Here is a 21,929-nt window from a genome sequence, read left to right on the forward strand (position 1 = left end):
AAAGCAGTCCAAAGTCTGCACTTTTACACAATTAGCATGTCTAAATGATCTCAGGCAGAGCACTGCGGTGGCAAGCACAGTGGCGATTTTCGCCATCTCCGCCAATTAGTCGGCTAATCACTTTTCCACTAATTGCGACACCGCTCTAACCAGCGCTGGCGGTCTTGCCTCCTTCGCCACCACCCTTTGCCCGCCGCCGAGAAGTCTGAAGACCGCGTGGGCCAGTTTCATTAACTCTGGCTGCGCCAGCATGCGGAGATCGTCGCCGCGCTTGCCTAGTTGGCACTGCGCATCGTGATCGAAGCCTATTTCCGTTACTACGTCGATGGCGATTTGGCGCATGAGTCGCGTTTCTGGCCGAATCCGGCCATAATCTATTGGGAGGAGCATTAGCTCCTGGCTCGATTGAGCCGTTCCTATCGTGGCATTCCGCCACACCTGCCCGTCACCTGGGCAAATTCAAAGCTTCCTTGTGAAGCAGTGGTGAGCACTGCCGCCGCTGGCGGTATGGAATCCATCCATGTCCCAAGGGAAATACTATTCCCCTCGCCTGCTACGCCCCCTCATCTCGCCGCTGTACCATGCTGCCAAAGCTCAACGTGTGCCCATGACTGCTCTCGCCAGCCGTCTGGTCGCCGAAGGACTTGAACGCATGAATGCGGCTGACTTGAATCGGTGTATCGTCGCCGAGGAAACGGTCCGATCTGATCCATCGGACCGGCATCAATGACCGGATCAACATCACCACGTCACCCTCAAGCCCGGCCCACAAGCCGGGCTTTTTTGTGCCGTCATCCCAACATCAACCGCAAGGAGAATCACATCATGGCTATCGTCCTCGAAGCAAACTACGCAAAGAAGCTGGGCCTTCCCGGTTACAGCTCTCATCAATACTCCGTTTCCATTCGCACGGAACTGACCGACCTCTCGCAGGTCGAGCAGGAAAGCAGCAGGCTCTACCGCCTCCTGCAGGATGCGGTGGATCAATCCATCCAGGAAGTCGGGTTCATGCCCGATGCCCATACCTACGGCAGCGCCACCAACGGTGCCGCCCCACCCGCCACCAATGGCAGAACACATCCACATGCCAACGGCAACGGACACACCAACGGCTCCAGCACTGGAGCATGGCGTTGCAGCGACAAGCAACGCGGCCTCATCGAAAAGGTCGTGCGAGAGAAGAACATCGACAAAAGCGAGGTCGAACAGATCGCGCTGGAGATGTTCGGCACCGGCGTCCGCCAGCTTGATCGACTTCAGGCCAGCGGTCTGATCGACGAGCTGTTCGAGCGCTACAACGCTGGCGTCAGGCGCAACGGAAAGCCGCGCAGCAATGGAAATGGTCATCCCAGCGGGGAAACTGCGGGCTCCCCTGCCCTCTACCGCACTGCGTCGAAACCGGTGATTGGAGGGCTCACGTCATGATCGCATCACCCGATCACGAGCCTGTGGCCAAAGTCGGCCGCACCAAGGACGAACTGCTGGAAACGATCTCCGCGTCCCGTTTGGGGACGTGGTTGTCGTGCCGGTTGAAGTTCTACTTCCGCTACCTCAGTGGCAAACCGAAGAAGCCCTCTTCCGCCATGCGGGTCGGTACCGTCGTTCATGCAGTCCTGCAGCAGTGGAATCTTGCTCGCTGGCGCAAAGCCCCGCTGCTTGATGAGATGGTCAGGACTGTGTTTGATCAGGCTTGGGCCAATGCCGAAGAGGATGAGCCGATCAACTGGGGGGATGATGAAGCGAGCACCAAGGCTGGTGCCTTCGCCCTGCTGGAAACCTACCTGCGTGACACGCCCATCCCTTTGGATGAGCGGCCCGAAGGTGTGGAGGTCTCGGTCGAGCTGGACCTTGCCCGTCATGGACTGCCCAGGCTCGTGGGCATCATGGATCTCGTGCGGAAGGGCGGCTGCATCGTCGATTACAAGACGACCAGCCGCACACCCGACAGCGAGAAGGTGCTGCACTTCACCGAAGTACAGACGACCTCGTATGCCATGCTCTACCGCGAGGCGACCGACCGGCAGGAGAGCGGCATTGAACTGCATCATCTGGTGCGGCTCAAAACGCCCAAGCTAGTTGTCACCCGCAGCGGGCCAGCCACCCAGGAGCAGCAGGATAAGCTCCTGCGGATGATCCACTCCTACGTGCGAGGACTGGAAATGGAGGACTTCGTACCCGCACCTGGCCTGCAGTGCGGCAGTTGCGAGTTCTTCAACGAGTGCAAACGATGGCACTGAGCACACCAGCGGCTCCGGGAATGCCCACCGGAGCCGCTTTCATTTTCAACGATCTATCTGCGAAGAGCTGGAGCCAAAATATGATTTCATCACGGCCTTCAACTTGTCTGGCTCAGGCAGCAAATTCACGGGCTGCACATCCAGCGCACTGGCCAGACAGAGAATCTCAGCATCAACGACACAGCGCACATTGGTCTCAATCTTTGTGATCGTGTTCTCGCCGATGTCCCAGCCGAGGATGCCGCATCTAGCTGCCAGCATTGCCTGCGTCAGCCCCTTCTCACGGCGAATCGCCCTGATCTTGGTTCCAACGATGTTTTGAGAGGCTGCCATCTTCCGTTTTCGGAAGTTGACCCTAGCAATTCACCCCCTAGAATAGCTTCCGATTTCGGAAGGTTTTGAAATCACCCACAGAACACAGGCGGGTCAGAATCAGCCGTCAACACAACCCCAATTTGACTATGGATCTCAGATTTGAATGTCCTCATTGTGGGCAACGAATTTCGGCAACACCGAAGCAGATTGGAACCTCAGCACCATGTCCGGCCTGTCTGACGCACCTCACTGTGCCAAATCCACTGGCGGACAGAACGATGCCCCTGGTTGTTAGTCAGTATGAGACGAGGGTCGATGATCCAGGCAACCACAAGGCCCCTGCCCTCATGACACCTGGTCAGCACCTGCGCAAAAACACGAACGCAACTGTTAACCCCCCAGTCCGTGGCATCCATTCGTGGGACATTGCCTGGTGCATTATTGGCATCATAGTGCTCTGGAGCTTTGGACTGCGTACCATCGTTGTTCCAGTAGCAAGTGTTGGTGGTCTCGTCATTGCATATTTAGGCTGTTCTGCCATACCGCCGCTTCGACAAGCATACTACTCTATCGCACCAACAGCGAAGGCTCGATTCTCAGAGGTTGTTTCCGCAATGGTCGCATTCGCACTAGCCTTTCTCTCTTTGCTGGTCTGGGTGCCACTCTTTACGTTTAGCTCGTGGTTTTTTTGGGACGAGATTTCGATTGGGCCGGTGATTTTGTGGTTCGTCAATTCGTGCCTGTTTGGCTACGGCTTTTTTATGACCCGCTCTTTAAAACGTGCAGCAACCACCGCGTCAGAGCTAATGGTCTCACCCTGAATTCACAGCCTATAAAATGGAATAAGCCGTTCGAATACCCTTCATATTTTCAACAACGAGAGCCGTCCACATACCGTGGGCGGCTTTTTTTGTTTCAACCACAACACCCAACCGAAAGGAGAATCCACCCCATGGAACACATCACGCTCTACTTCCGTGACGGCTCGTCTGACAAAATCTATCAGGCGGGCATTCAATCCAAGGACGGCGGCTTCGTCGTCCACTTCGCCTACGGGCGACGCGGTTCCGCGCTCACCACCGGAACCAAAACCCAGTCCCCCGTGGACTACCCAAAGGCGAAGAGCATCTTCGACAAGCTGGTGCGCGAAAAGACCGCCAAGGGCTACACGCCCGGCGAGTCGGGCACGCCCTACCAGCACAGCGACAAAGCGCAGCAGGCCACCAATATCCTGCCACAGTTGCTCAATCCGATTGGGCAGGATGAAGCCGTGTCGCTCGTACGTGACCCGCAATGGGTCATGCAGGAGAAGTTCGACGGCCGGCGCCTCCTCATCCGCTGCAACGAGCAGGGCACCGATGGCATCAACCGCTCAGGTTTAATCGTCTCAATGCCGCAGCACCTCACCGCAGCAGTTGAAGCACTCAACAGCCAGCTCATTCTCGACGGCGAGTGTGTCGGCGAGAAATTCATCGCCTTCGACCTGCTCGAACTCAATGGAACCGATCTCCGATCCCAGCCCTACCGAGTGCGCTTAGTGGCGTTGAACAACATCGTTCCGTCAGGGAGCGACTGCATCTGCACCGCCGCCACAACCATCCTCAAGGAGACGAAGAAGGCGATGCTGGAAAAGCTCAAGTCCAGCAAAGCCGAAGGCGTCGTGTTCAAGCGTCTGGATGCCTTATACACCCCTGGTCGCCCAGCCAGTGGCGGCCCTGCGCTCAAGCTCAAATTCTACGAGACGGCCTCCTTCCTGGTGAGCCAGATCAATGAACAGCGCAGCGTGAGTCTTGCCCTTCTGCAGGATGAACAACCGGTCCCAGCCGGGAACGTCACCATCCCGCCAAACCACGCGGTCCCCTCCCAAGGAGACATCGTGGAGGTGCGCTACCTTTACGCCTTCCCGGAAAGCGGCTGTGTTTATCAGCCTGTGTATCTGGGACGGCGCGATGACATCAAGCGCACCGACTGCACCACCGGGCAGCTTAAGTTCAAAGCTGCTGCTTAACCCCATAACTCAACTCAACGCCTGACAGCCCACCTGCCCTTCACCGGGTGCGTGGGCTGTCGGCGTTTTAACCTATACACCTTACCCATGAAGCACCTCTCAATTCATTCTCTGTCTCACTCGATACTGACCGGTGTGGTTTTTGCCACGCTGGTCGCCTGCCACAAGAAGCCCTCTTTGGATGGCACGCCAACACCATACCAGACCATCCACCATGAGGTCATCATCGTGATGCCACCTCCCAACGGCAAGACGCTCATCAGCAGCGGGACATCACAACCTCCACCCAAGGAGGCCAACGCATGCCCATGAACCGCCTCTTCTTCCCCATCCTGCTCATCTCCGGCTGTATTGAGTCCCAACCTGACTACACGCCCATCGGCGATGGCTTGAAGACCATTGGCATCTGCCTGGTCTGCTTCGCCGTGGTGCAGGTGCTCGGTGCCCTGTCAAAGCAGGACAAACCCTGAGCGGCAGCGCTCGCAACCCAACACTCCTCACCATGCCCACCTGGACTCAATGTCTGCAGGCCATCGTGCTGCTGGCGATCACCGGGTTCTGCCTCGTGGTCGTCAGCTATCACTGGCTCCTGCTGGCAGTTCTCATCGTCGCCGCATTCGTCGTCTTCCGACGATTCATCAAATAAACAACCCGCACCGTGCCGTGGCCGCTTCTCCAACTGAAGTGTCCATGGCTTTTTCATCTCCACTTCAACCCAACACATATCCATACCCATGCAAACCATCTCACTTCCTGTCGCCGAACTGAGGACCGCTCTCGCGGGTCTCGGCAAGGTCATCCCCAAACGCATCACCCTTGCCGTTCTCGGCCAAGTCCGCGTGCGTCGTCACGACTCCGGACTCATCGACCTCACGGTCACGGATCTGGACCGCTCCGCCACCTATTCGATGAACCATCGAGGCCAGGCCGAACCGGCCGCTATGCTGGTTCCGTTCGGCGATTTGAACAACATCGCCAAAAGCTGCGGCAGCACCGATCTCATCGAACTCGTCCCAATCAGCAAAAACGCCATCTCCATTCGTTTTCCAGTGGGCGGCCAGAGCGCCGAACATCAGTGTGAATCCGCCCCACCCGAAGAGTTCCCTCTTCAGCCGGAGGTGCATGGAACCAGCATCGCCATTCATGAGGCACTGCGCTCCTCCATCCATGAGGCGCTTGAATGCGCCAGCACTGACCCCGCCCGCCCCGTTCTCAACGGAGCGTTCATTGATGTCCGCGACGACAGCGCTCACTACGTTGTCGGCACGGATGGCCATCACCTGTTCAGCTCGAACAGTTTCTCGCTTCCTCTGAAGGAATCCATTCTCATCACGGAACACAAGTTCCTCGGCTGGAAAGGCTTTCAGCAGGATGGCGAATGGAAGCTCCGGGCCATGCCAGCCAAAGACGATGGACCGCCCTGTTTTGAAATCGCCAGCGACCACTGGCGCTTTCAGTCACACAGCATCGACAGCAACTACCCCCAATGGAAAACGGTGCTGCCCAGCTCCGCCTCTTACCAAACCACGGTCTCCATCAATCCGGAGGCCGTGGATGAAGTGATGGTGGCGGTGCAGCGCTTGCCCCTTGGTGACGACAAACATCACACCATCGGCCTTGATGTTGCCGGCAACGCCTTCCGTCTGCTGGGCAGATCCCGGCCTGAGTTGCCATGGACAAAGATCGACATCCAGGAAGCCTGTGCCACCGGCCCAGATACCACGATCTTCCTCGACCGCCGCACGCTGCTCAAGGCGCTGCGCTTTGGTCTCACACGCATTGAAATCATCGACTCCATGTCACCCCTCAGGTTCAGCCTGGCCGGGCGGCAGATGATCATCATGCCCCTGCGCATGAATGGCGGTCCCAGTGCCGCAGCATCCCCGCCGCCGGCAACGGCGGCACCCACACCCAGCAACAATCCTCCGCCACAAGCGGAACAACCCACACCACCACCCATGCAAACCAACACACCCACTCTCGGACAAACCAGAAGCGCAGGAGCCAATGGCTCCAGCACTCCAAGTGCTCAGACAGCAACCAGCAAAGAAGAAGCCAAATCCTCACTGGAAGCCGCCCTCGTGCAGATCGAGGCGATCAAGACCGGATTCCGTGAAACCATCAACGGCCTGACCCGGCTCGGTGATCACATCCGCCAGTCCATGCGCGAGCAGAAGGCCAGCGAGAAGGAGATCCAAACCGTGCGTCAAACCCTGCGCAGTTTGCAGGGCGTCCGCATCTAGCATCAACCCACAATCACAAGGCACGGGCCGGGCGCATCCACCAGATGCCCCGGCCCGCCTTGTTTTCACATCATGTCACCACGCATCTCCAGCCTTGTCTTCGACAAGGAAGAGCGCCCACGACGGGCCACCATCATCACCAACTTCGGCACCGTGAAGGTGCAGTGGACGGAGGTGCATGGCTACCGCCGCTGGTTCACCAGCGGCGGGCTGGATGCCAAGAAACTCGCCGTGTCCGTCATCGAACGCATTTAGCGCCTCATCCAAAACCGGTGACGCTCATTCAAACTCAACCCTAACACTTAAACGAAACATCATCATGATTGCTCATCTCGAACTCGAAGCCCCCACGTTCATTCAACGTCCCCATCCCAACCTCATCCTCCACTGCGGTGCCCGTGCCGCTGAACGGAAGGAAATCATCGCCGTCCCCACTCCGCATCCCACGGAAAGTTGGAGTCCCATTCCGCACATCGAACTCGTGAAACATGTGGAGAGCACCCTCCACAGCAACGGCCTGAGCGTCGGAACTCAGGCCCACAGCCTCACACACGACGGGATGCGCTACTTCGGTCTCATGCAAATCCAGCGTCGTGAACACGACAAGGATTACTGCTGGGTCCTCGGCCTGCGCAACAGCCACGACAAGACATTCCCCGCCGGCATCGTGGCAGGCTCATCCGTGTTTTGCTGCGACAACCTCGCGTTTTACGGGGAGGTCAAACTCGCCCGCAAGCACACCCGGTTCATCGTGCGTGATCTGCCCGGCCTCGTTCAGAGCGCCGTTGGCAGGCTGATGGAGCGCTGGCACCATCAGGACAGTCGCATCGCCAACTACAAACTCACTGACCTCGACGACCGCACGGCCCACGATCTCGTGGTTCGAGCCCTAGATGTCGGGGTCTGCCCCAATCGGCAGATCCCGCTGGTGCTGCATGAATGGCGTATGCCACGTCATGAGGAGTTCCAGCCACGGAACGTCTGGAGCCTTTTCAATGCGTTCACCGAAACATTGAAGGGCAATCTCAACGAACTCCCCCGCCGCACGGAAGCCCTCCACGGCCTTCTCGACAACCACGTCGGGCTCTCCGCCTAGCTGCACCTGATTCCAAAGAATCAGGCTGCGGTAGGCGGTGTGGAAAAGGATCTTCGCTCATGCGGGGGTCTTTTTTTAGCTGCTGAGGCGGGCAGATCAGACAGAAGAAGTAAGATTGAAATCAGTCTCAGACAGGTGAAGTCTGACGACGAAAAACTCCACCATGACCACCAACCCGTGCGACAAAGCAATATTGAAGGCATTCAAGAACTTGAAAGACAAAGCGGCTTTCGCCGCCGCTCTGTCAAAATCACGCACAGAGCCAGCTAAAAATGCCTTCAGATCGTTGCACGATATGTTATGCAAAGAAGCACTGACAGATGTTCCAATTGAGAACATGGAGGCTTTGATAAAGGGGAATCTACCAGAAACGGCCGAATTCGTGTTCGGAAAAATGGAGGCCAAGATTGCGGCTTTGAGTTTGGATAGTGTTTTGAAAATAGCGGCGACTCCTAGGTGTCTGCAATTGTGGATAGGCGCTGGCGGTAAAAATGGAGGAACCGAAGGAGTCGATAAATCGAACGTTGTGATCGAGCGATTTAAAAAATCGCCGCAGGAAGCCATGCAGTCCGTGCTGGCTCACTGGTTTGTTGCTTGTGCTCCTGCTGCACAACTTCCAGAGAGTGCTACATTATTCATCGTAAATCCCGAAACTCGTATTTTCACGAGCATTGAAGAATTGCTTGAGCATGCCCTGAGACGGGACAAGGACGGCAAGTTCACCAGATGTTTGTTGACGGAATGCAACAAAAACGTGGGCTCATTAGAGCGCAACCTGACGATTATCCGGAACGATACAGCACTCTTCGATGAATTCGTTCGGGCTGTGGTGCTGGCATTGGGCGGACTACCACTCGATGTGATTCGTGCGACTCTGAAGGATTTGTTTGGGGAAGTGAAGTTAGGTTGGAGAACTCATGGCCGGGAGTTCTGCCGACGACTTGTCTCGACCTCAGCGGCAATGCTGAGTGTCCCACATGATGAGCACATACATGCCGCACTGACCGAGCTTGACCGTTTGTCCGCAGAACTTCAAAGCATGATGCCCGAAGGGGTTGAAGATCATGATGCCTGCGGTATTCGCTACCTTGGAAAACTAAGGCATAACTCAGCCTCTCGGATCACTGCTGAGGGAGCAAAGTTGGTGTCGATTGCCATCAACAAGATTCAAACTGCATCTGATCCCCTCATGGTGACGGAGGCGATGGCTTTCAATCTAGGCATGAGAACAGTTGAGAAAATGGGAGCAACCATTGCCTTTGATCCGAATCGCCATGAGGACTCTTTGGGTGGCGCTTTGCGTGATGATTCAGTAATTGTAGTACAAACAGGTTGGCGCCTTGGTGAACAAGTGATTGAGCGGGCAAGAGTTCAACGTGTTTAAGTGGCTATGAATCCTACCGAGAAACAACTGCTGCCAGTTCTGTCCATTGATTTGGGGGCTTCATATACCAAGCTGGCTTGGCGAGAGCGTTGGGAATTTGATCCTCAACGTTCAAATCCGCAGAACAGATTTACTTCACCTTCTGTACCAATTAAAATCGACGGGGCGTTTCTTGTCCCATCGATCGTACTCGACCCTGGGGAGGGTAGAGAATGGCAATTCGGTAATGACGCGGCATTATCAACTCCTGGACCGAGCGCACGTTTGTTTAGAAACTGGAAGGCGACCTTGTTCGATGCCGACACCACAGAACAGGAAGTTGCACAGGATTCCTTGGTAGCGAAGAGCTTCTTTGGCTGGCTGAAAGACAAATTGCGTCGGCGTTATCGAGTTGGCGAGGCTTTGGTGCGAGTATGTGTTCCTGAATTTGACCCACGCAGTCAAGAAATTGGGGTTTGTCGCTTGCTGGATGCATTGGAAGGTGCCGGTTGGGCAAGATCACAGTTGCTCGTCGTTGCAGAGCCTAAAGCAAACGTGTTGGGCTTAGCCTCCAAAGGGAGAAATCACGTCAACGTATTCCCAGACACCCCTCCAATTGCTTTCCTCAGAAGCATTTTCGACCCGAACTCCCCTTTGATCTGTGCTGCAAAAAAAGCCACCGCCGGAGGATTCCCAATTAAACTCGTAACAATAGACATTGGAGCCTTCACCACTGACATAGCCGTGTGTTTAGCGTCCTCTGAGATTAAGGTCGAATGCCAATATTCATACAAGCATGGTGTTGCAGCATTGGACAATGCACTCCAAGACTTGATCAGAGCAGGAGGAGTGGACCCTAGCAATTTGCCTCATTCGGAATTCGAAATCGGCAAGAGAACAGTATATGGCGGAGAAGCGTCTCAGTGGGCTGTCGGCAATCGGTCGGCCACTTTAGAAGAGAATTGCATGGATGTCACTATTGCCAAGTTCACGGACGATCTGCTTCAGATGTGTCAGACAGAGACGAGCGGAGCGCATTGGTTTGTGGTGACAGGAGGTGGCGGTGAGATTCCTTTGATATTAAATCGTATTCGCAGCAAGCTTGAAGCAGGAGGGTTGAGGTATGTCCAAGAATTGTTTCCTGATCTGGACCAACGAATCGCCACGGCTCTTGGCGGTGCGAGCGTTGTTCTGGATTTCTCTGATTTTGGTGACTCGTCCGGAAATCCGCAACAACCATATCCCATGTCGTCGGTTGGCAGACCCTGTGAGTGCGCTGGCGCGAACAAAGAGTGTGTGAAGTGTCAGGGGACTGGATGGCTGACCGGTTTTGAATCCGTTGCAAAACTTCGCAGCGGCGATCGACAGCCCCTCGCAGAGTTCGTTCCGACAGGTAAGCCATCACGGCCTGAAGACGAAGTGCTACCAAAGAGAGTGCTCCGTAATGTGACACCAAAGCCAAGCAATGGAGGTCTTGCACCCGGATCAAAACCGCCAAATATTCTGGAACCTGATGAACGCATTGATGTATCTGAGATTGTCGAATGCTTGCGAGGCCAGGAGAGCAAAGTCACGCAACAGTTTGGTCTTGAAGGCTGGATGGGCCAATTAGTCTTCGGTGCTGAGCAGTGGAGCGCAGAATCTCGGCGCAGAATTCTGCAAGATCATTCCTCTGCCACAGGCAAAGCAGCTTGGCTGCGCCTTCTTTGCCTCGGCACATGTCTCGGTGTTCGTGCACAACCTCGCTACATCAAGTCCTTCTGGGAAAACAAGCTGCCCGAGATCTGGCGGGTTTTAATACCCACAGACTTGGATCAACTAGAAGCAAAAGATTATGAGCGGAAGTTGAACGATGTCTTCGTGAATGCCATCCACCGCGAATTCAACGATATGCGAGCAACAGGCGAGGACGCAGAGCTGTGGCGACGCATCTTTTATGATTTCCGAAAGCTTCATCACTTTGTTTATCTCAATGATCTGCCCTGTTCATTGCTTGAACTGGCCCGCCAGCCCGGGTTGCCAGCAAATGCACTCGTGAACTTCTTGAAGTCTGGATTTTTACCTAGCGGCAACAAGCGTTGGGTGGGAGCGATTGGACAAAGCATGACAGCCCCTCTTCTCTTCCTGATGCGCGAACTCCGCCGGCTGGCAATGATCGACGCACGTTTCGATGCATCATGCTTTTACATGAACTCGCCAGCAAGGCGAGTGGCACGGCAGTTGAAATGGATCAGCGAGAGTGAATCCACCTGGTTTGACATTGAGAGTCTCGTTGAGATGAGCCGCACATGCCACGAACGTATGAACACGGAGATGCCCGAGCTTCTTCCGTTCTTCGATCTGCCCCTACAGTGGTTTGCCTTCAATAATTCGCGATGAACAACGCTTCTTCTATCCAGCCCAACGACCGCGTCTATCAGCCCGAGCATCCCGAGCATGGCTATGGGATCGTGCGACTTGTTGAGGAGGGTGTACTCAGCGATGAACGCATCTGTCAGGTAGCGTTTGAGTGGGTGCCGGGCCTGAGCTCGGTGCCAGAGGCTGAGTTGCACGCACTGTCGAAATTGAAGAGCGGACGGAGTATCGAAGCCGACGAGTGGGGTGGAGTGGAAGAACTGCAAAGGAGGCTGGGGGCGGCGCTGGTGATGGCGGAGAACAGCCAGTCAGCGGCATTCATCCGATCTTTCACCATGCCGATGCCTCATCAAGCTTTCCTGCTGGAGAAGATTCTCACGCATCGACGTTTCGGGCATGTAATCGCCGATGATGTGGGGATGGGTAAGACGATTGAGGCGGGGCTGATCATTGCGACACTACGGCAGCGTGATTCTCGAACGCGGGTGCTGGTTCTGTGTCCGGCAGGTGTGGTACTGCAATGGCAGGATGAGATGGAGGAACACTTTGGCTTGAGGTTCAGCATCGCGGGCCGTGATTTTACGCCGGATCGGGCGGCGAACTGGGACTCTCACACGCTGGTGCTCGCATCGCTCGACACTCTTAAGCAGGAACGATTGCGAGACACGTTGAAGGGTGCTCCGCCTTTTGATTTAATCGTGTGCGATGAGGCGCATAGGCTCACAGCACGACGAGAGTTTTTGAGCAAAGAGCTGTATCGCACGCAGAACTACCGCTTCATAGAGTGGCTCACACAGCAACGAGTGGTGAGCTGGGAGGCGAACGGTGATGGCAGTCCTCGTTCACCACACTTGCTGCTGATGACAGCCACTCCGCATCAAGGTGACGACCTGCGGTTTGCCTACCTGCTGCAACTTGCACGACCTGACAAGATCGAGGCTGAGTCTGCCTCACAGCCGGGCGGGGTTTTGACAGATGTGATAACGCTGGAAGATTGCCTTACGAGGACTTCAAAGAAGCGAGCGGTGGATTGGTCAGGTAAATCTATTTTTCTCGGTCATGAGACTGTCACCGTGAATGTACCGCTAACCGCTGGGGAAAAGAATGCTTTGCAACGGCTGACGCTGTATGTTCAGACGGAGATGGTCTTTGAGAAAACGAAGGGCGAAGCATTGGTGCGTGCACTGGCGATGCACACTTTTCAGAAAATAGCGGCAAGCAGCTGGGCCGCACTGGAAGCGGCCATGACGTCGCGTTTCTCAAAGGCGGGGGGTACAATTGCGAAGCCTCAAGGCAATGGAGACGAGCAAGCCATGTCAATGGGAGAAGAATTTGAGTTTGTGGGCGGAACCCCTGAGTGCGATGCTCTGGCAGAGGTTGTTACCATGGTGCGGGCTGTAGAGAGTGATAGCAAATGGCAGACCTTCTGCGGACTGATAGAGCCTGGTGCTGGATTCCGAGAAGCAGGAGAGCGAATCCTGATCTTCACTCAATATCGTGTGACGCAAAGTTCGCTCGCGGAAAAGCTCACACAGGCAGGAGAGCGGGTGATGATAATTCACGGTGGCTTGAACATTGATGAACGCAAGGCACAGCGCATCGCTTTCGAGAAGGACGGGACGATCCTAATTTCAACGGAGGCAGGCAGCGAGGGAGCGAATCTGCACCGGCAGTGCCATTTGATGGTGAACTACGATCAGCCATGGAATCCGATGCGCCTGCTGCAACGCATTGGGCGACTCGACCGCTACGGGCAGAAGCTCAAGGTTCGCGTGGCAAACCTGCGCACACCGGAAAGCTGGGACGTGATGATCTCGCAGAAGATCGCCACCAAACTGGCTGCGGTGCAGGCGAGTATGGGCCTGGTGGCTGATGAGGATTACGCAACGATGATCCTAGGGGGCGTGCATGAAGCGATCAGCATTCCCGAGCTGATGCAAGCGTGTGCCTGGGGACGCAATCAGCGTGTCCTTGAGGACGTCGTTGATGAGGCTGTTAAGGCCGTTTTAAATCGTCGTAGCACCTTGGAGGGCTTGTTCCGTGAATCATTGGGAATGCCTCAAAACTACGGCCAGGGATCACCCACACTAAATCCGGATGCGTTTCGTCAGGTTTTTGCCTGGTCGGCTGCCGGTCAGGGCGTTTCTCTACGTGAGACACGCACGTCGGAAAACAAGATTCTCAAAGGAGTTTATCACTTCACTCTACCAGAGGCATTTCGTGGCGGTCTGCGACCAAGCAGGGACTGTTATCTCGTCTTCGACCGCGACCATTATGCCGAGGTCCGAAACACCAGTCTAGGCAGGGTCCGAGGTCAGGAAATCAAGCCTGCATTGGCAGGTTTTGGCGACTCGGTGACAGACTGGTTCTTTCGCACTGCTTTGAGGGCTAGTGATGGCAGTTGCTGCTACACCATCAAACGACCTGAAAGCGTTAATGAATCTGAAGCATGGTGGATTGTTTTTTCCGCCCGCTGGAAGACTACAGGTCCATGGGCTGGGCCAGATTGCGTTATAATTTGTGCAACAGATGTGTCTGGTGCTGTTCTCCGCACGGTTGAGCCAGATGAGGCAATTCAGATTCTTGCGGGGCTTGAGTTGCCCGGTCTGGGTCGATCAATATCGTGTATTCCTGATTTGGAGATGAGCCTCGCTAAGTGCAGAGATGAACTGCGCAAGAAGATTGACGGAACACAGCATATCAGAAATTTGAGCCTACAACCTCTCTGCGTGGTGAACCTCTGCCTTTAAAATATGGTGAATCAACCATCGGAAGAAGCATGCACCATCCATGGCTTTTCATCATCCGCTCCTTAATTTTCAGGGGCACGAAAATTTTCGTTTTGCAGCTAGAGATCCTGCACATCACCTCTGTTTGCTTACCATCTGCCAGATTCATAGCTGTTGCAGGTGATAAGCCCCCTTGACCAGATTTTCACAAATATGCCGAACCAAAGACAAAGCGGAACAAAGCTGGCAGGGGCCTACATCAGTGCCGAGAAAGACAAGGCTTTGGCAAAACTCGCGGCGCTGAAAGGCTACGCCAACAAGGCCGAATTCATCCGCGCCCTGTTTGATGCCGCACTCGCACAGGCTAAACAAAGCTCCAAGAAGGCCCACAACACGGTAAAATCCAGAATGTAACCTTCCTTCTCCAGGGATTTGGAGCGCAGATGTGAACTTCGAAATGCAGACATCATCGTCAGCCGCTCCCACCTGCAGCAGAACGGTCAGTCCATAAATTCATCTCCATCTGCGAACTCCCCCGCCACACGGAAGCTCTCCATGGCCTGCTCGACAACCACGTCGGGCTCTCCGCCTAGCTGCACCTGATTCCCTAAAGGATCTGGCTGCGGCAGGCGGATCGGAAAAGCTTCTCTCACGAGAGGGGCTTTTCTTTTAACTACCAAGCATTTCGAAGTCGAGACTCCTGGTTTTAAGGGGGATGCAACCCTCTTAAATTTCATTAACTCATTGTTAATCAGTTATTTATCGCCAATTCAGTTTTTCTAAATACTGGACCCACGTGCATTAACCGCACACCACATAGCGTTGAATACCGGGATTTTGCAGCACCAGCCGCACGGTCTTGGATTGTCAGTACGAACTGGTCCTTTTTTTGGGCAAACCAATCCTAGTATCCTTAATACATTACTGATATTCAGTCATTTATTGCTTCTTGTGCCTCCTTAGCTCAGACCACATAGCATTGTGAGACAAGGTTTTTACTGAATGCCGTGGCGTTAGGGCGGGATTCTGTCGAAGTGCTGGTTTTTTGGAGAATTGCTCTTCCTAACCACCTGTGACCAGTGGGAAATCAGGCGTTCCACAATAGTTCCACGGAATTTGATCGGAGACCACATAGCGATGTAAGGTGGTCCGCTTCTTCAACCATCTCCTTCAGCTTGATTGGTCTGGCGCCTATGTTGGTTTGTAACAGAGGCGAGCCCCATTGAAGGCAGGGGTTTTTCGCTCCTGACTTGATACTGTTCTAAAGAACAGTATCAAGTGGGCCATGTTCACCACGTTTCCCGACCATAATCTGGATCTCCTTTGGCTATCCCAAGCCCGCTCTTGGATTCGCCATCAGATTCCCCTTCTGGGCAGCATCATCGCTGGCAAGCCCGAGGTTCAAGAGGGGCGGGTTAACGGCTGCATTGACATCGATCCCACTACCCTGCGGTTGCCTAAAAACGCCCGCACTTTTGCCCTCAAGGTGCGGGGCGATTCGATGCGCAATGCTGCCATTCTGGAGGGGGACATCGTCATCATGGAGTTCCGCGAAGCAAAACATGGCGACATCGTCGCGGCATTGATCGACGGCGAGACGACTCTGAAGCGTTTCGTCGTGCAAGGCGGCATGCCTTACCTCCGGGCCTCGAATCCGAAGTATCCTGACCTCATCCCGGCGCGGGAACTGGTCATCCAGGGGGTGCTTATCGCGCTCCTGCGGCTTTCCAAGAGCTAATGCGCCATGATTCTGCACTTCGATGCGGATGCGTTCTTCGCATCTGTGGAACAAGCCGCCGATACAAAGCTGCGGGGTCGCCCAGTGGCCGTCGGTGGCGAGCGGCGCGGCATCATCGCTTCCGCCAGCTATGAGGCGCGGAAGCTGGGCATCTACACTCCCATGCCAACCGCACGAGCGCGGAAGCTCTGCCCCGGCCTAGTCGTGCTGCCCTGTGACTTCGACAAGTATGAGCGCTTCTCGCACCTCATGTTTTCGTATGCCTACGACTTCACGCCCATCGTGGAGCTGGCTTCCATTGACGAATGCTACCTGGACCTTCACGGCGCACGGCAGACGAAGGCCTGTGATACGGCCGCGAAAATGCAGAAGGCCATCGCGCAGAGCTTGAAGCTATCGGTTTCTGTGGGTGTGGGCACGAACAAGCTCGTCTCACAGATCGCCAGCAAGCTGCGAAAGCCGCACTGCTTCATCGAAGTGGCTCCAGGATTTGAGCAGAGGTTTCTGTGGCCGTTGGAAAACAAGTGGCTGCCCCAGGTCGGCCCCCACTTGGCTGCCAAACTCAACACCGCCGGCCTGCGCATGGTCGAGCACATCGCCCGCACTCCGGTGGATGAATTGTCTCTGCTGGTGGGCAGTGGAGCCCCTGCCCTGCATGATTATGCTCTGGGCAACGATCTCCGCCCGGTAGTCTGCGATGCACCCGCCGCGAAAAGCTACGGCGAGCAGGAAACCTTCAACCAAGACACCACGGACACCGCCTTCATCATCGCCCGTCTCCGGGCCATGGCGGACACCCTCATGCGCCGCGTGCGTGAGGATCGTAAAAGCATCCGCACCGTCACATTGCGCCTGCGATACAACGACATGGACGAAGTGACCCGCTCCTCCAGTCTCGATGAACCGACCGACCTGGAGCATGATCTATATCCACTGCTGCAAGCAATGCTCACCCGTGCGTGGGAGCGCCGGGTCAGCGTGCGCCTCATCGGCCTGCGTTTCACCAAGGTGTATGAGACGGGCTTCTGCAATGTGCTGCCGCTGGAGCAATCCGACATGAAGCGCGAGCGCCTCCACACGCTTTCCCTCATTGTGGATGATCTTCGCCGTGGCCACCGCAGCATCATGCGAGGGCATGACCTCTGGCTTTCACAGCACAGGCAGGCACCTCGGCAAACTTTGCCCAAGCCGCAACTCATCACCGATCCCAGCGCCACCACCACAAACCGCGTCCTGCGCGAGCGTCCTGGCTCTGCCACAGGCCCGCAGATAATCACTCGCCACACAGCAGGTCTCGCCGTGCCTGCGCTCAATGTGAAGAGCTGCTTCAGCTTCCTTGATTCCACGCTCACCATTCCCGCCATCATCGCAGCAGCCGCTGCACATGACATGCCAGCCGTGGCGATCACCGACAGGAACCTGCACGCCGCCGTGCCGTTTTTCCAGGCCGCCACCGCCGCCGGGATCAAGCCCATCATTGGCGCGGAGCTGTGCTGCGATAAAAATCCCCTGCTGGCCTATGTGCAGAATGGGCGCGGCTACCAGAATCTCTGCCGCCTGCTGTCATACAACAACGACGCCTGTATTACGCCGGCGCAAATGCAGGAACACCGGGAGGGCTTGATCCTCCTTGCCACCGACAATGCTGACGTGGCATTGCCGGAGATTCGTTATCACAAAGCGGAGGACAAGGTGTTCTTTGAAATCGTGCAGAGTATGAAGACGCTGACGCTGCTGCATGAGAAGCACGCTAAAAAACGGCGCGGTGACTTTGCTTTTCATCCGCCCTCACAATGGAGTTGTTCTGCTGCCGCCATGCAGGCAGCGCAGGACCTCGCCTCGCAGTGCGAGTTTGCCTTCGATTTCAAAACCCTGCGCTTCCCACGCTACACCCCTGCCGATGGCAGCACGCCTGCGGCCATGCTCTATCGACTCGCGCATGACGGTCTGCGTGGGCGCTATGGGAGCAAGGCAAAGCAGCACGAGACGCAGTTGCGCGAAGAGCTTTCCATCATCGCGGAGGTCGGTTACGAGGAGTACTTCCTCACCGTCTGGCACCTGCTGCAGGAGTGCGCCCAGCTTGGCATTGGCTGGATCACCCGTGGCAGTGCGGCGGATTCGCTGGTGTGCTACGCCCTCGGTATCAGCAACGTCTGCCCCATCCGCTTTGAGCTCTACTTCAAACGCTTCCTCAACCGCGACCGCATGGCGCTGCAAAAGCTGCCGGACATCGACATCGACTTCGCGCATGATCGCAAAGACGATGTGGTGCGTCTGCTGCTGGATCGTTACGGCCCCGAGCACGCCGCCATCGTCGGCGGGTTCAACACCTTTCAGGCACGCTCCGCGTTTGCGGATGTGGCCAAGGTGCTCGGTGTCGCCGAGAACGAAATCCGCCGCCTGACCGAGCATATGCCGTGGACGGATGCACGCCACGCGGCCGATGCTGTGGCGCACTCGCGTGAGTGCGACCACACCGCATGGCAGGAGGAGCCGCTGCGCACGGCCATGCTCATGGCAGGAATGCTCGATGGATTCCCGCGCTACGCGAAGATGCATCCTTGCGGCGTGGTGCTTTCGCGTGATCCCATTCGTGATCAAACGCCCACGTTCATCAGCTCCAAAGGCTGGCCTACCACGCATTTTGACATGGATGCCGTGGAGGCGGTCGGTTTGATCAAGCTCGACATCCTCGCGCAGGGCGGTCTGGCCGTGCTGCGGGACACCCAGACCACCTTGCAGTCGCAGGGGCTTGCTCTTGATCTTCCATCCCTTGAAGTCGGCTCTCATGGCGGCACCGAATCGCCCGCCCGCACCGAACCCGTGGAGCCGTGGAGTGATCCCGGTCTCTGGCACATGATCGCCACCGGAAATGCTCGCGGCGTGCATCACATCGAAAGCCCCGCCATGACCAGCCTTGCCTGCATGGCCGATGTGCGCGACATCGACCGCCTTGTGGCCATTGTCTCTGTCATCCGCCCCGGTGCAGCCAATGGCCTCAAGAAGGCGCAATTTGCCCGGCGTGCGCAGGGGCTTGAACCCGTGGACTACACGCATGACAGCCTCGCCCCGGTGCTGCGCTCCACCTTTGGCGTCGTCGCCTATGAAGAGCACATCCTGCAAATCTGCGAGGCCTTCGCCGGGCTGCCCGCAGGCCGTGCTGACGTGCTGCGTCGTGCCTTGGTCAAACAGGACAAAGCCAAGATCAATGAAGTGAAAGCCGAATTCATGCAGGCGGCCAAGGAACGTCGGCGTGATGCCCGCAGCACCGCCTATGTCTGGGATCTTGTGGCCGGATTTCAAGGCTACGCTTTCTGCCGAGCACACAGCACTGCTTATGCCGTGGAGGCTTATCAGGGAGCCTATGCCAAGCATTACCACCCCGCCGAGTTCATGGCGGGAGTGCTCACCAATGGCAAAGGGTTCTACTCCGCGCTGGTCTACACCCTCGAATGCCGCCGCCTCGGCATCGGCTTTCTCTCTCCCGACGTGAACATCTTCAGCGATGTCTTCACCGTGGAACAGAGCAATGTGGATCACGGCACGCCTGCACCCTCCTTGGGCAAAGCCATCCGAGCACCGCTGCGCTGCATCAAGGACCTCTCGGACGCCACTCTCGCTCGCTGGCGCAGTGAACGTGCCCGCGCTGCGTTCACCTGTGTGCGCGACTTCTGCGAACGTGTTTTTCCCGAAGGCACCGAAGCACTGAACCTCATCCGTGCCGGTGCATTTGATTCCCTGGGCAGTTCCCGAACGGAGCAGTTCTGGCGTTGCCTACACAGCTCGCGTGATGTGAATGCCGGGGCCGACTGGCTCTTTCACACCGCCCGCGAAGACGACATCCGAGCCACCTTCCGTGAAGAACCCACCCCGCTGCAAAAGCTCCATGATGAACTGGAACTCTTCGGCTACACAGTCAGCGGCCACCCACTTGATTTGCACCCGCAGGTTGCGTGGAACACTTACTGCCCGATTGCCGACCTTCACCGTTACCCCAATCAACGTGTCACCGTCTGTGGCCTCATCATCGTCAGCCGCTCCCACCAACAGCAGAACGGCCAGCCCATGAAGTTCATCTCAATCTGCGACCGTTCGGGCATCGTTGAGTGCGAAATCTTCGCTGCCGCCTACCGGGTTTATGGACTGAATACTGTCCGCTATCCCGTCGTGCAGGTAACGGGAGAGGTGAAGCCGTTCGAGAATGGAGCTGGTTACACGCTGGACGTGCTGCGGGTGGAGAAGCCCAGAAAGGTTTCTGGCGAATAAAATGCCGCCCCCCCTATAAATGTCCCACCCCATGGGGTATGTGAAAAAGACGCCTGCTGCAAGCGACCACCACAAAAACGTAAACGACCTTCAAATGCGCCACTTCTCAAAATCTAAACTGATGGCCTTTCGTCAGTGTCCTAAGCGTCTGTGGCTGGAGATCCATCGGCCCGAATTGCGAGAGGATTCAAGCGCCACGGAGGCCAGGTTTAAGACTGGACATCAGGTTGGGGACATTGCCCAGACCCTCTATGATCCCAATGGCAGCGGAAATATTATTGATGTGAGCGCGGAAGGCTTCGATGGTGCATTCGCACGCACTGCAGAGTTGCTCAAGAGTTCCAAGCAGCCGGTCTTTGAGGCTGGCTTCAAGGCGGAAGGGGCGCTGGCTTTTGCTGATGTCATGCTGCCTGACTTTAATGGCGAAAATCCGGGCTGGCGGATGGTCGAAGTCAAATCGTCCACAGGCGTGAAGGATTATCACCGTGACGACATTGCGGTTCAGGCGTTCGCAGCAAAGGCCAGCGGAGTCGACTTAAAATCTGTCGCTTTGGCGCACATTGACAGCACCTGGACCTATCCAGGCGACAACAAGTACCAAGGTCTTCTCAAGGAAAGCGACCTCACCGCAGAAGCCTTTGGTCGCACCGAAGAAGTTAAAGGCTGGATTGCCGAAGCCCAGAACGTTGCCGCTCTCCCTGCCGAGCCGGAGATTGCCGTTGGTGATCACTGCTACTCGCCTTTCGAATGCGGCTTCTGCAACTACTGTTACAAAGATGTCGTGCTGCCCGAGTTTCCCGTGGACTGGCTGCCCCGATTCTCGTCCACCAAACGCGAGCAACTGGCCGCTCAGGGAATCACCGATCTGCGTGAGGTGCCTGACGAGATGCTCAACGGAAAGCAGTCTCTCGTCAAACAGCACACAGTGGCCGGGTCGATTTATTTCGACGCTGTGGGTGCCGCACGGGATCTGGCACCCCACGGCTTTCCCGCTTATTTCCTCGACTTTGAAAGCATCATGTTTGCCGTGCCCATCTGGAAGGGAACGCGGCCTTATCAGCAAATCACATTCCAGTTCAGCCTGCACGTTTTGACGGAAAGCGGCCAATTGACTCACTCCTCTTTCCTCGACGTCGCGGGCAACGACCCATCGGAGGCATTTGCCAAAAGCTTGATCGCATCATGTGGTGAACTTGGGCCGGTCTTTGTTTATAATGCGGCTTTCGAAAAAACCCGCATTAGCGACTTGGCAGACCGCTATCCTGACCTAGCCGCCCCTTTGCTTGCCATCAACGAGAGGGTGGTCGATCTCCTGCCTGTCGCTCGTAACCGTTATTATCATCCAAGCCAGCAAGGCAGCTGGAGCATCAAAGCGGTTTTACCTGCCGTCGTTCCCGACTTGAGCTACGACCAACTTGATGGGGTGCAAGATGGCGGCATGGCAATGGAAGCCTTTCTTGAAGCTATATCGCCAGGCACCCTTCCCGAACGAAAAAGCGAAATTGAGCGTCAACTCCAATCATATTGCAAACTCGACACCTACGCCATGGTGAGGCTCTGGCAGGTCTTCAGCGGTCGA

Annotated in this window: 20 protein-coding genes; 17 read left to right on the plus strand and 3 right to left on the minus strand. The window is 56.0% G+C overall.

What is annotated here, in order from left to right; all coding sequences use genetic code 11:
- Nucleotides 1–117 precede the first annotated feature (117 nt).
- Complete coding sequence (locus WAW39_RS30680; RefSeq protein ID WP_422323662.1) at nucleotides 118–342, minus strand: hypothetical protein; 225 nt, start codon at nucleotides 340–342, stop codon at nucleotides 118–120.
- Nucleotides 343–825: 483 nt separating this feature from the next.
- On the opposite strand from WAW39_RS30680, the gene WAW39_RS30685 reads away from it, so the two are divergent.
- Nucleotides 826–1,425 (plus strand): hypothetical protein, encoded by a 600-nt coding sequence (locus tag WAW39_RS30685; protein ID WP_422323664.1) that lies wholly within the window; start codon nucleotides 826–828, stop codon nucleotides 1,423–1,425.
- A complete protein-coding gene (locus WAW39_RS30690; protein WP_422323666.1) occupies nucleotides 1,422–2,237 on the plus strand; it encodes a RecB family exonuclease in 816 nt (271 codons plus the stop codon). The genes WAW39_RS30685 and WAW39_RS30690 overlap by 4 nt, the downstream gene beginning before the upstream one ends.
- A gap of 45 nt (nucleotides 2,238–2,282) precedes the next feature.
- Here the strand turns inward: WAW39_RS30690 and WAW39_RS30695 are convergent, their stop codons facing one another.
- Nucleotides 2,283–2,570: a helix-turn-helix domain-containing protein gene (locus WAW39_RS30695; RefSeq protein ID WP_422323668.1), complete on the minus strand. Its 288-nt coding sequence runs from the start codon at nucleotides 2,568–2,570 to the stop codon at nucleotides 2,283–2,285.
- Nucleotides 2,571–2,899: 329 nt separating this feature from the next.
- On the opposite strand from WAW39_RS30695, the gene WAW39_RS30700 reads away from it, so the two are divergent.
- From WAW39_RS30700 to WAW39_RS30755, 12 genes are all read left to right on the plus strand, one after another.
- Nucleotides 2,900–3,373 carry a hypothetical protein gene (locus WAW39_RS30700; protein WP_422323670.1) on the plus strand — a complete coding sequence of 158 codons (474 nt, stop codon included), beginning with the start codon at nucleotides 2,900–2,902 and terminating at the stop codon, nucleotides 3,371–3,373.
- 131 nt (nucleotides 3,374–3,504) lie between these two features.
- On the plus strand, nucleotides 3,505–4,560 hold the full coding sequence (locus WAW39_RS30705; RefSeq protein ID WP_422323672.1) for a WGR domain-containing protein: 1,056 nt from the start codon (nucleotides 3,505–3,507) through the stop codon (nucleotides 4,558–4,560).
- A gap of 87 nt (nucleotides 4,561–4,647) precedes the next feature.
- A complete protein-coding gene (locus WAW39_RS30710) occupies nucleotides 4,648–4,872 on the plus strand; it encodes a hypothetical protein (protein WP_422323674.1) in 225 nt (74 codons plus the stop codon).
- Nucleotides 4,869–5,030, plus strand: a complete 162-nt coding sequence (locus WAW39_RS30715) for a hypothetical protein (RefSeq protein WP_422323676.1) — start codon at nucleotides 4,869–4,871, stop codon at nucleotides 5,028–5,030. The genes WAW39_RS30710 and WAW39_RS30715 overlap by 4 nt, the downstream gene beginning before the upstream one ends.
- Nucleotides 5,031–5,062: 32 nt before the next feature.
- Nucleotides 5,063–5,206 (plus strand): hypothetical protein, encoded by a 144-nt coding sequence (locus WAW39_RS30720; protein WP_422323678.1) that lies wholly within the window; start codon nucleotides 5,063–5,065, stop codon nucleotides 5,204–5,206.
- A gap of 88 nt (nucleotides 5,207–5,294) precedes the next feature.
- Nucleotides 5,295–6,803 carry a hypothetical protein gene (locus tag WAW39_RS30725; RefSeq protein WP_422323680.1) on the plus strand — a complete coding sequence of 503 codons (1,509 nt, stop codon included), beginning with the start codon at nucleotides 5,295–5,297 and terminating at the stop codon, nucleotides 6,801–6,803.
- A 72-nt stretch (nucleotides 6,804–6,875) separates the two neighbouring features.
- Entirely contained in the window at nucleotides 6,876–7,058 is a 183-nt protein-coding gene (locus tag WAW39_RS30730) for a hypothetical protein (protein WP_422323682.1), read from the plus strand.
- A gap of 64 nt (nucleotides 7,059–7,122) precedes the next feature.
- The gene (locus WAW39_RS30735; RefSeq protein WP_422323684.1) at nucleotides 7,123–7,899 is read left to right on the plus strand and encodes a DUF932 domain-containing protein; all 777 of its coding nucleotides are present in this window, start codon (nucleotides 7,123–7,125) and stop codon (nucleotides 7,897–7,899) included.
- Between the two features lie 163 nt (nucleotides 7,900–8,062).
- Nucleotides 8,063–9,283 (plus strand): hypothetical protein, encoded by a 1,221-nt coding sequence (locus WAW39_RS30740; RefSeq protein WP_422323686.1) that lies wholly within the window; start codon nucleotides 8,063–8,065, stop codon nucleotides 9,281–9,283.
- A 6-nt stretch (nucleotides 9,284–9,289) separates the two neighbouring features.
- A complete protein-coding gene (locus WAW39_RS30745; protein ID WP_422323688.1) occupies nucleotides 9,290–11,641 on the plus strand; it encodes a hypothetical protein in 2,352 nt (783 codons plus the stop codon).
- Nucleotides 11,638–14,367, plus strand: a complete 2,730-nt coding sequence (locus tag WAW39_RS30750) for a DEAD/DEAH box helicase (protein ID WP_422323690.1) — start codon at nucleotides 11,638–11,640, stop codon at nucleotides 14,365–14,367. Before WAW39_RS30745 ends, WAW39_RS30750 begins: the two co-directional genes overlap by 4 nt.
- A gap of 192 nt (nucleotides 14,368–14,559) precedes the next feature.
- Nucleotides 14,560–14,760 carry a hypothetical protein gene (locus WAW39_RS30755; RefSeq protein WP_422323692.1) on the plus strand — a complete coding sequence of 67 codons (201 nt, stop codon included), beginning with the start codon at nucleotides 14,560–14,562 and terminating at the stop codon, nucleotides 14,758–14,760.
- A gap of 86 nt (nucleotides 14,761–14,846) precedes the next feature.
- Here WAW39_RS30755 and WAW39_RS30760 read toward each other — a convergent pair whose 3' ends face one another.
- Nucleotides 14,847–14,999 carry a hypothetical protein gene (locus WAW39_RS30760; RefSeq protein ID WP_422323694.1) on the minus strand — a complete coding sequence of 51 codons (153 nt, stop codon included), beginning with the start codon at nucleotides 14,997–14,999 and terminating at the stop codon, nucleotides 14,847–14,849.
- A 632-nt stretch (nucleotides 15,000–15,631) separates the two neighbouring features.
- Between WAW39_RS30760 and WAW39_RS30765 the strand changes: the two genes are divergently transcribed.
- The 3 genes from WAW39_RS30765 to WAW39_RS30775 all read left to right on the plus strand — a co-directional run.
- Nucleotides 15,632–16,084 (plus strand): LexA family protein, encoded by a 453-nt coding sequence (locus tag WAW39_RS30765; protein ID WP_422323696.1) that lies wholly within the window; start codon nucleotides 15,632–15,634, stop codon nucleotides 16,082–16,084.
- A gap of 6 nt (nucleotides 16,085–16,090) precedes the next feature.
- Nucleotides 16,091–20,350, plus strand: coding sequence for a DNA polymerase III subunit alpha (gene dnaE / locus WAW39_RS30770; RefSeq protein ID WP_422323698.1), 4,260 nt, complete (start codon nucleotides 16,091–16,093; stop codon nucleotides 20,348–20,350).
- A 19-nt stretch (nucleotides 20,351–20,369) separates the two neighbouring features.
- Nucleotides 20,370–21,929: DUF2779 domain-containing protein (locus tag WAW39_RS30775; RefSeq protein WP_422323700.1), on the plus strand; the 1,560-nt coding region annotated here is incomplete at its 3' end.

The sequence above is a fragment of the Prosthecobacter sp. genome (assembly GCF_049294395.1).
In the GTDB taxonomy this organism is placed as follows: Bacteria; Verrucomicrobiota; Verrucomicrobiia; order Verrucomicrobiales; family Verrucomicrobiaceae; genus Prosthecobacter.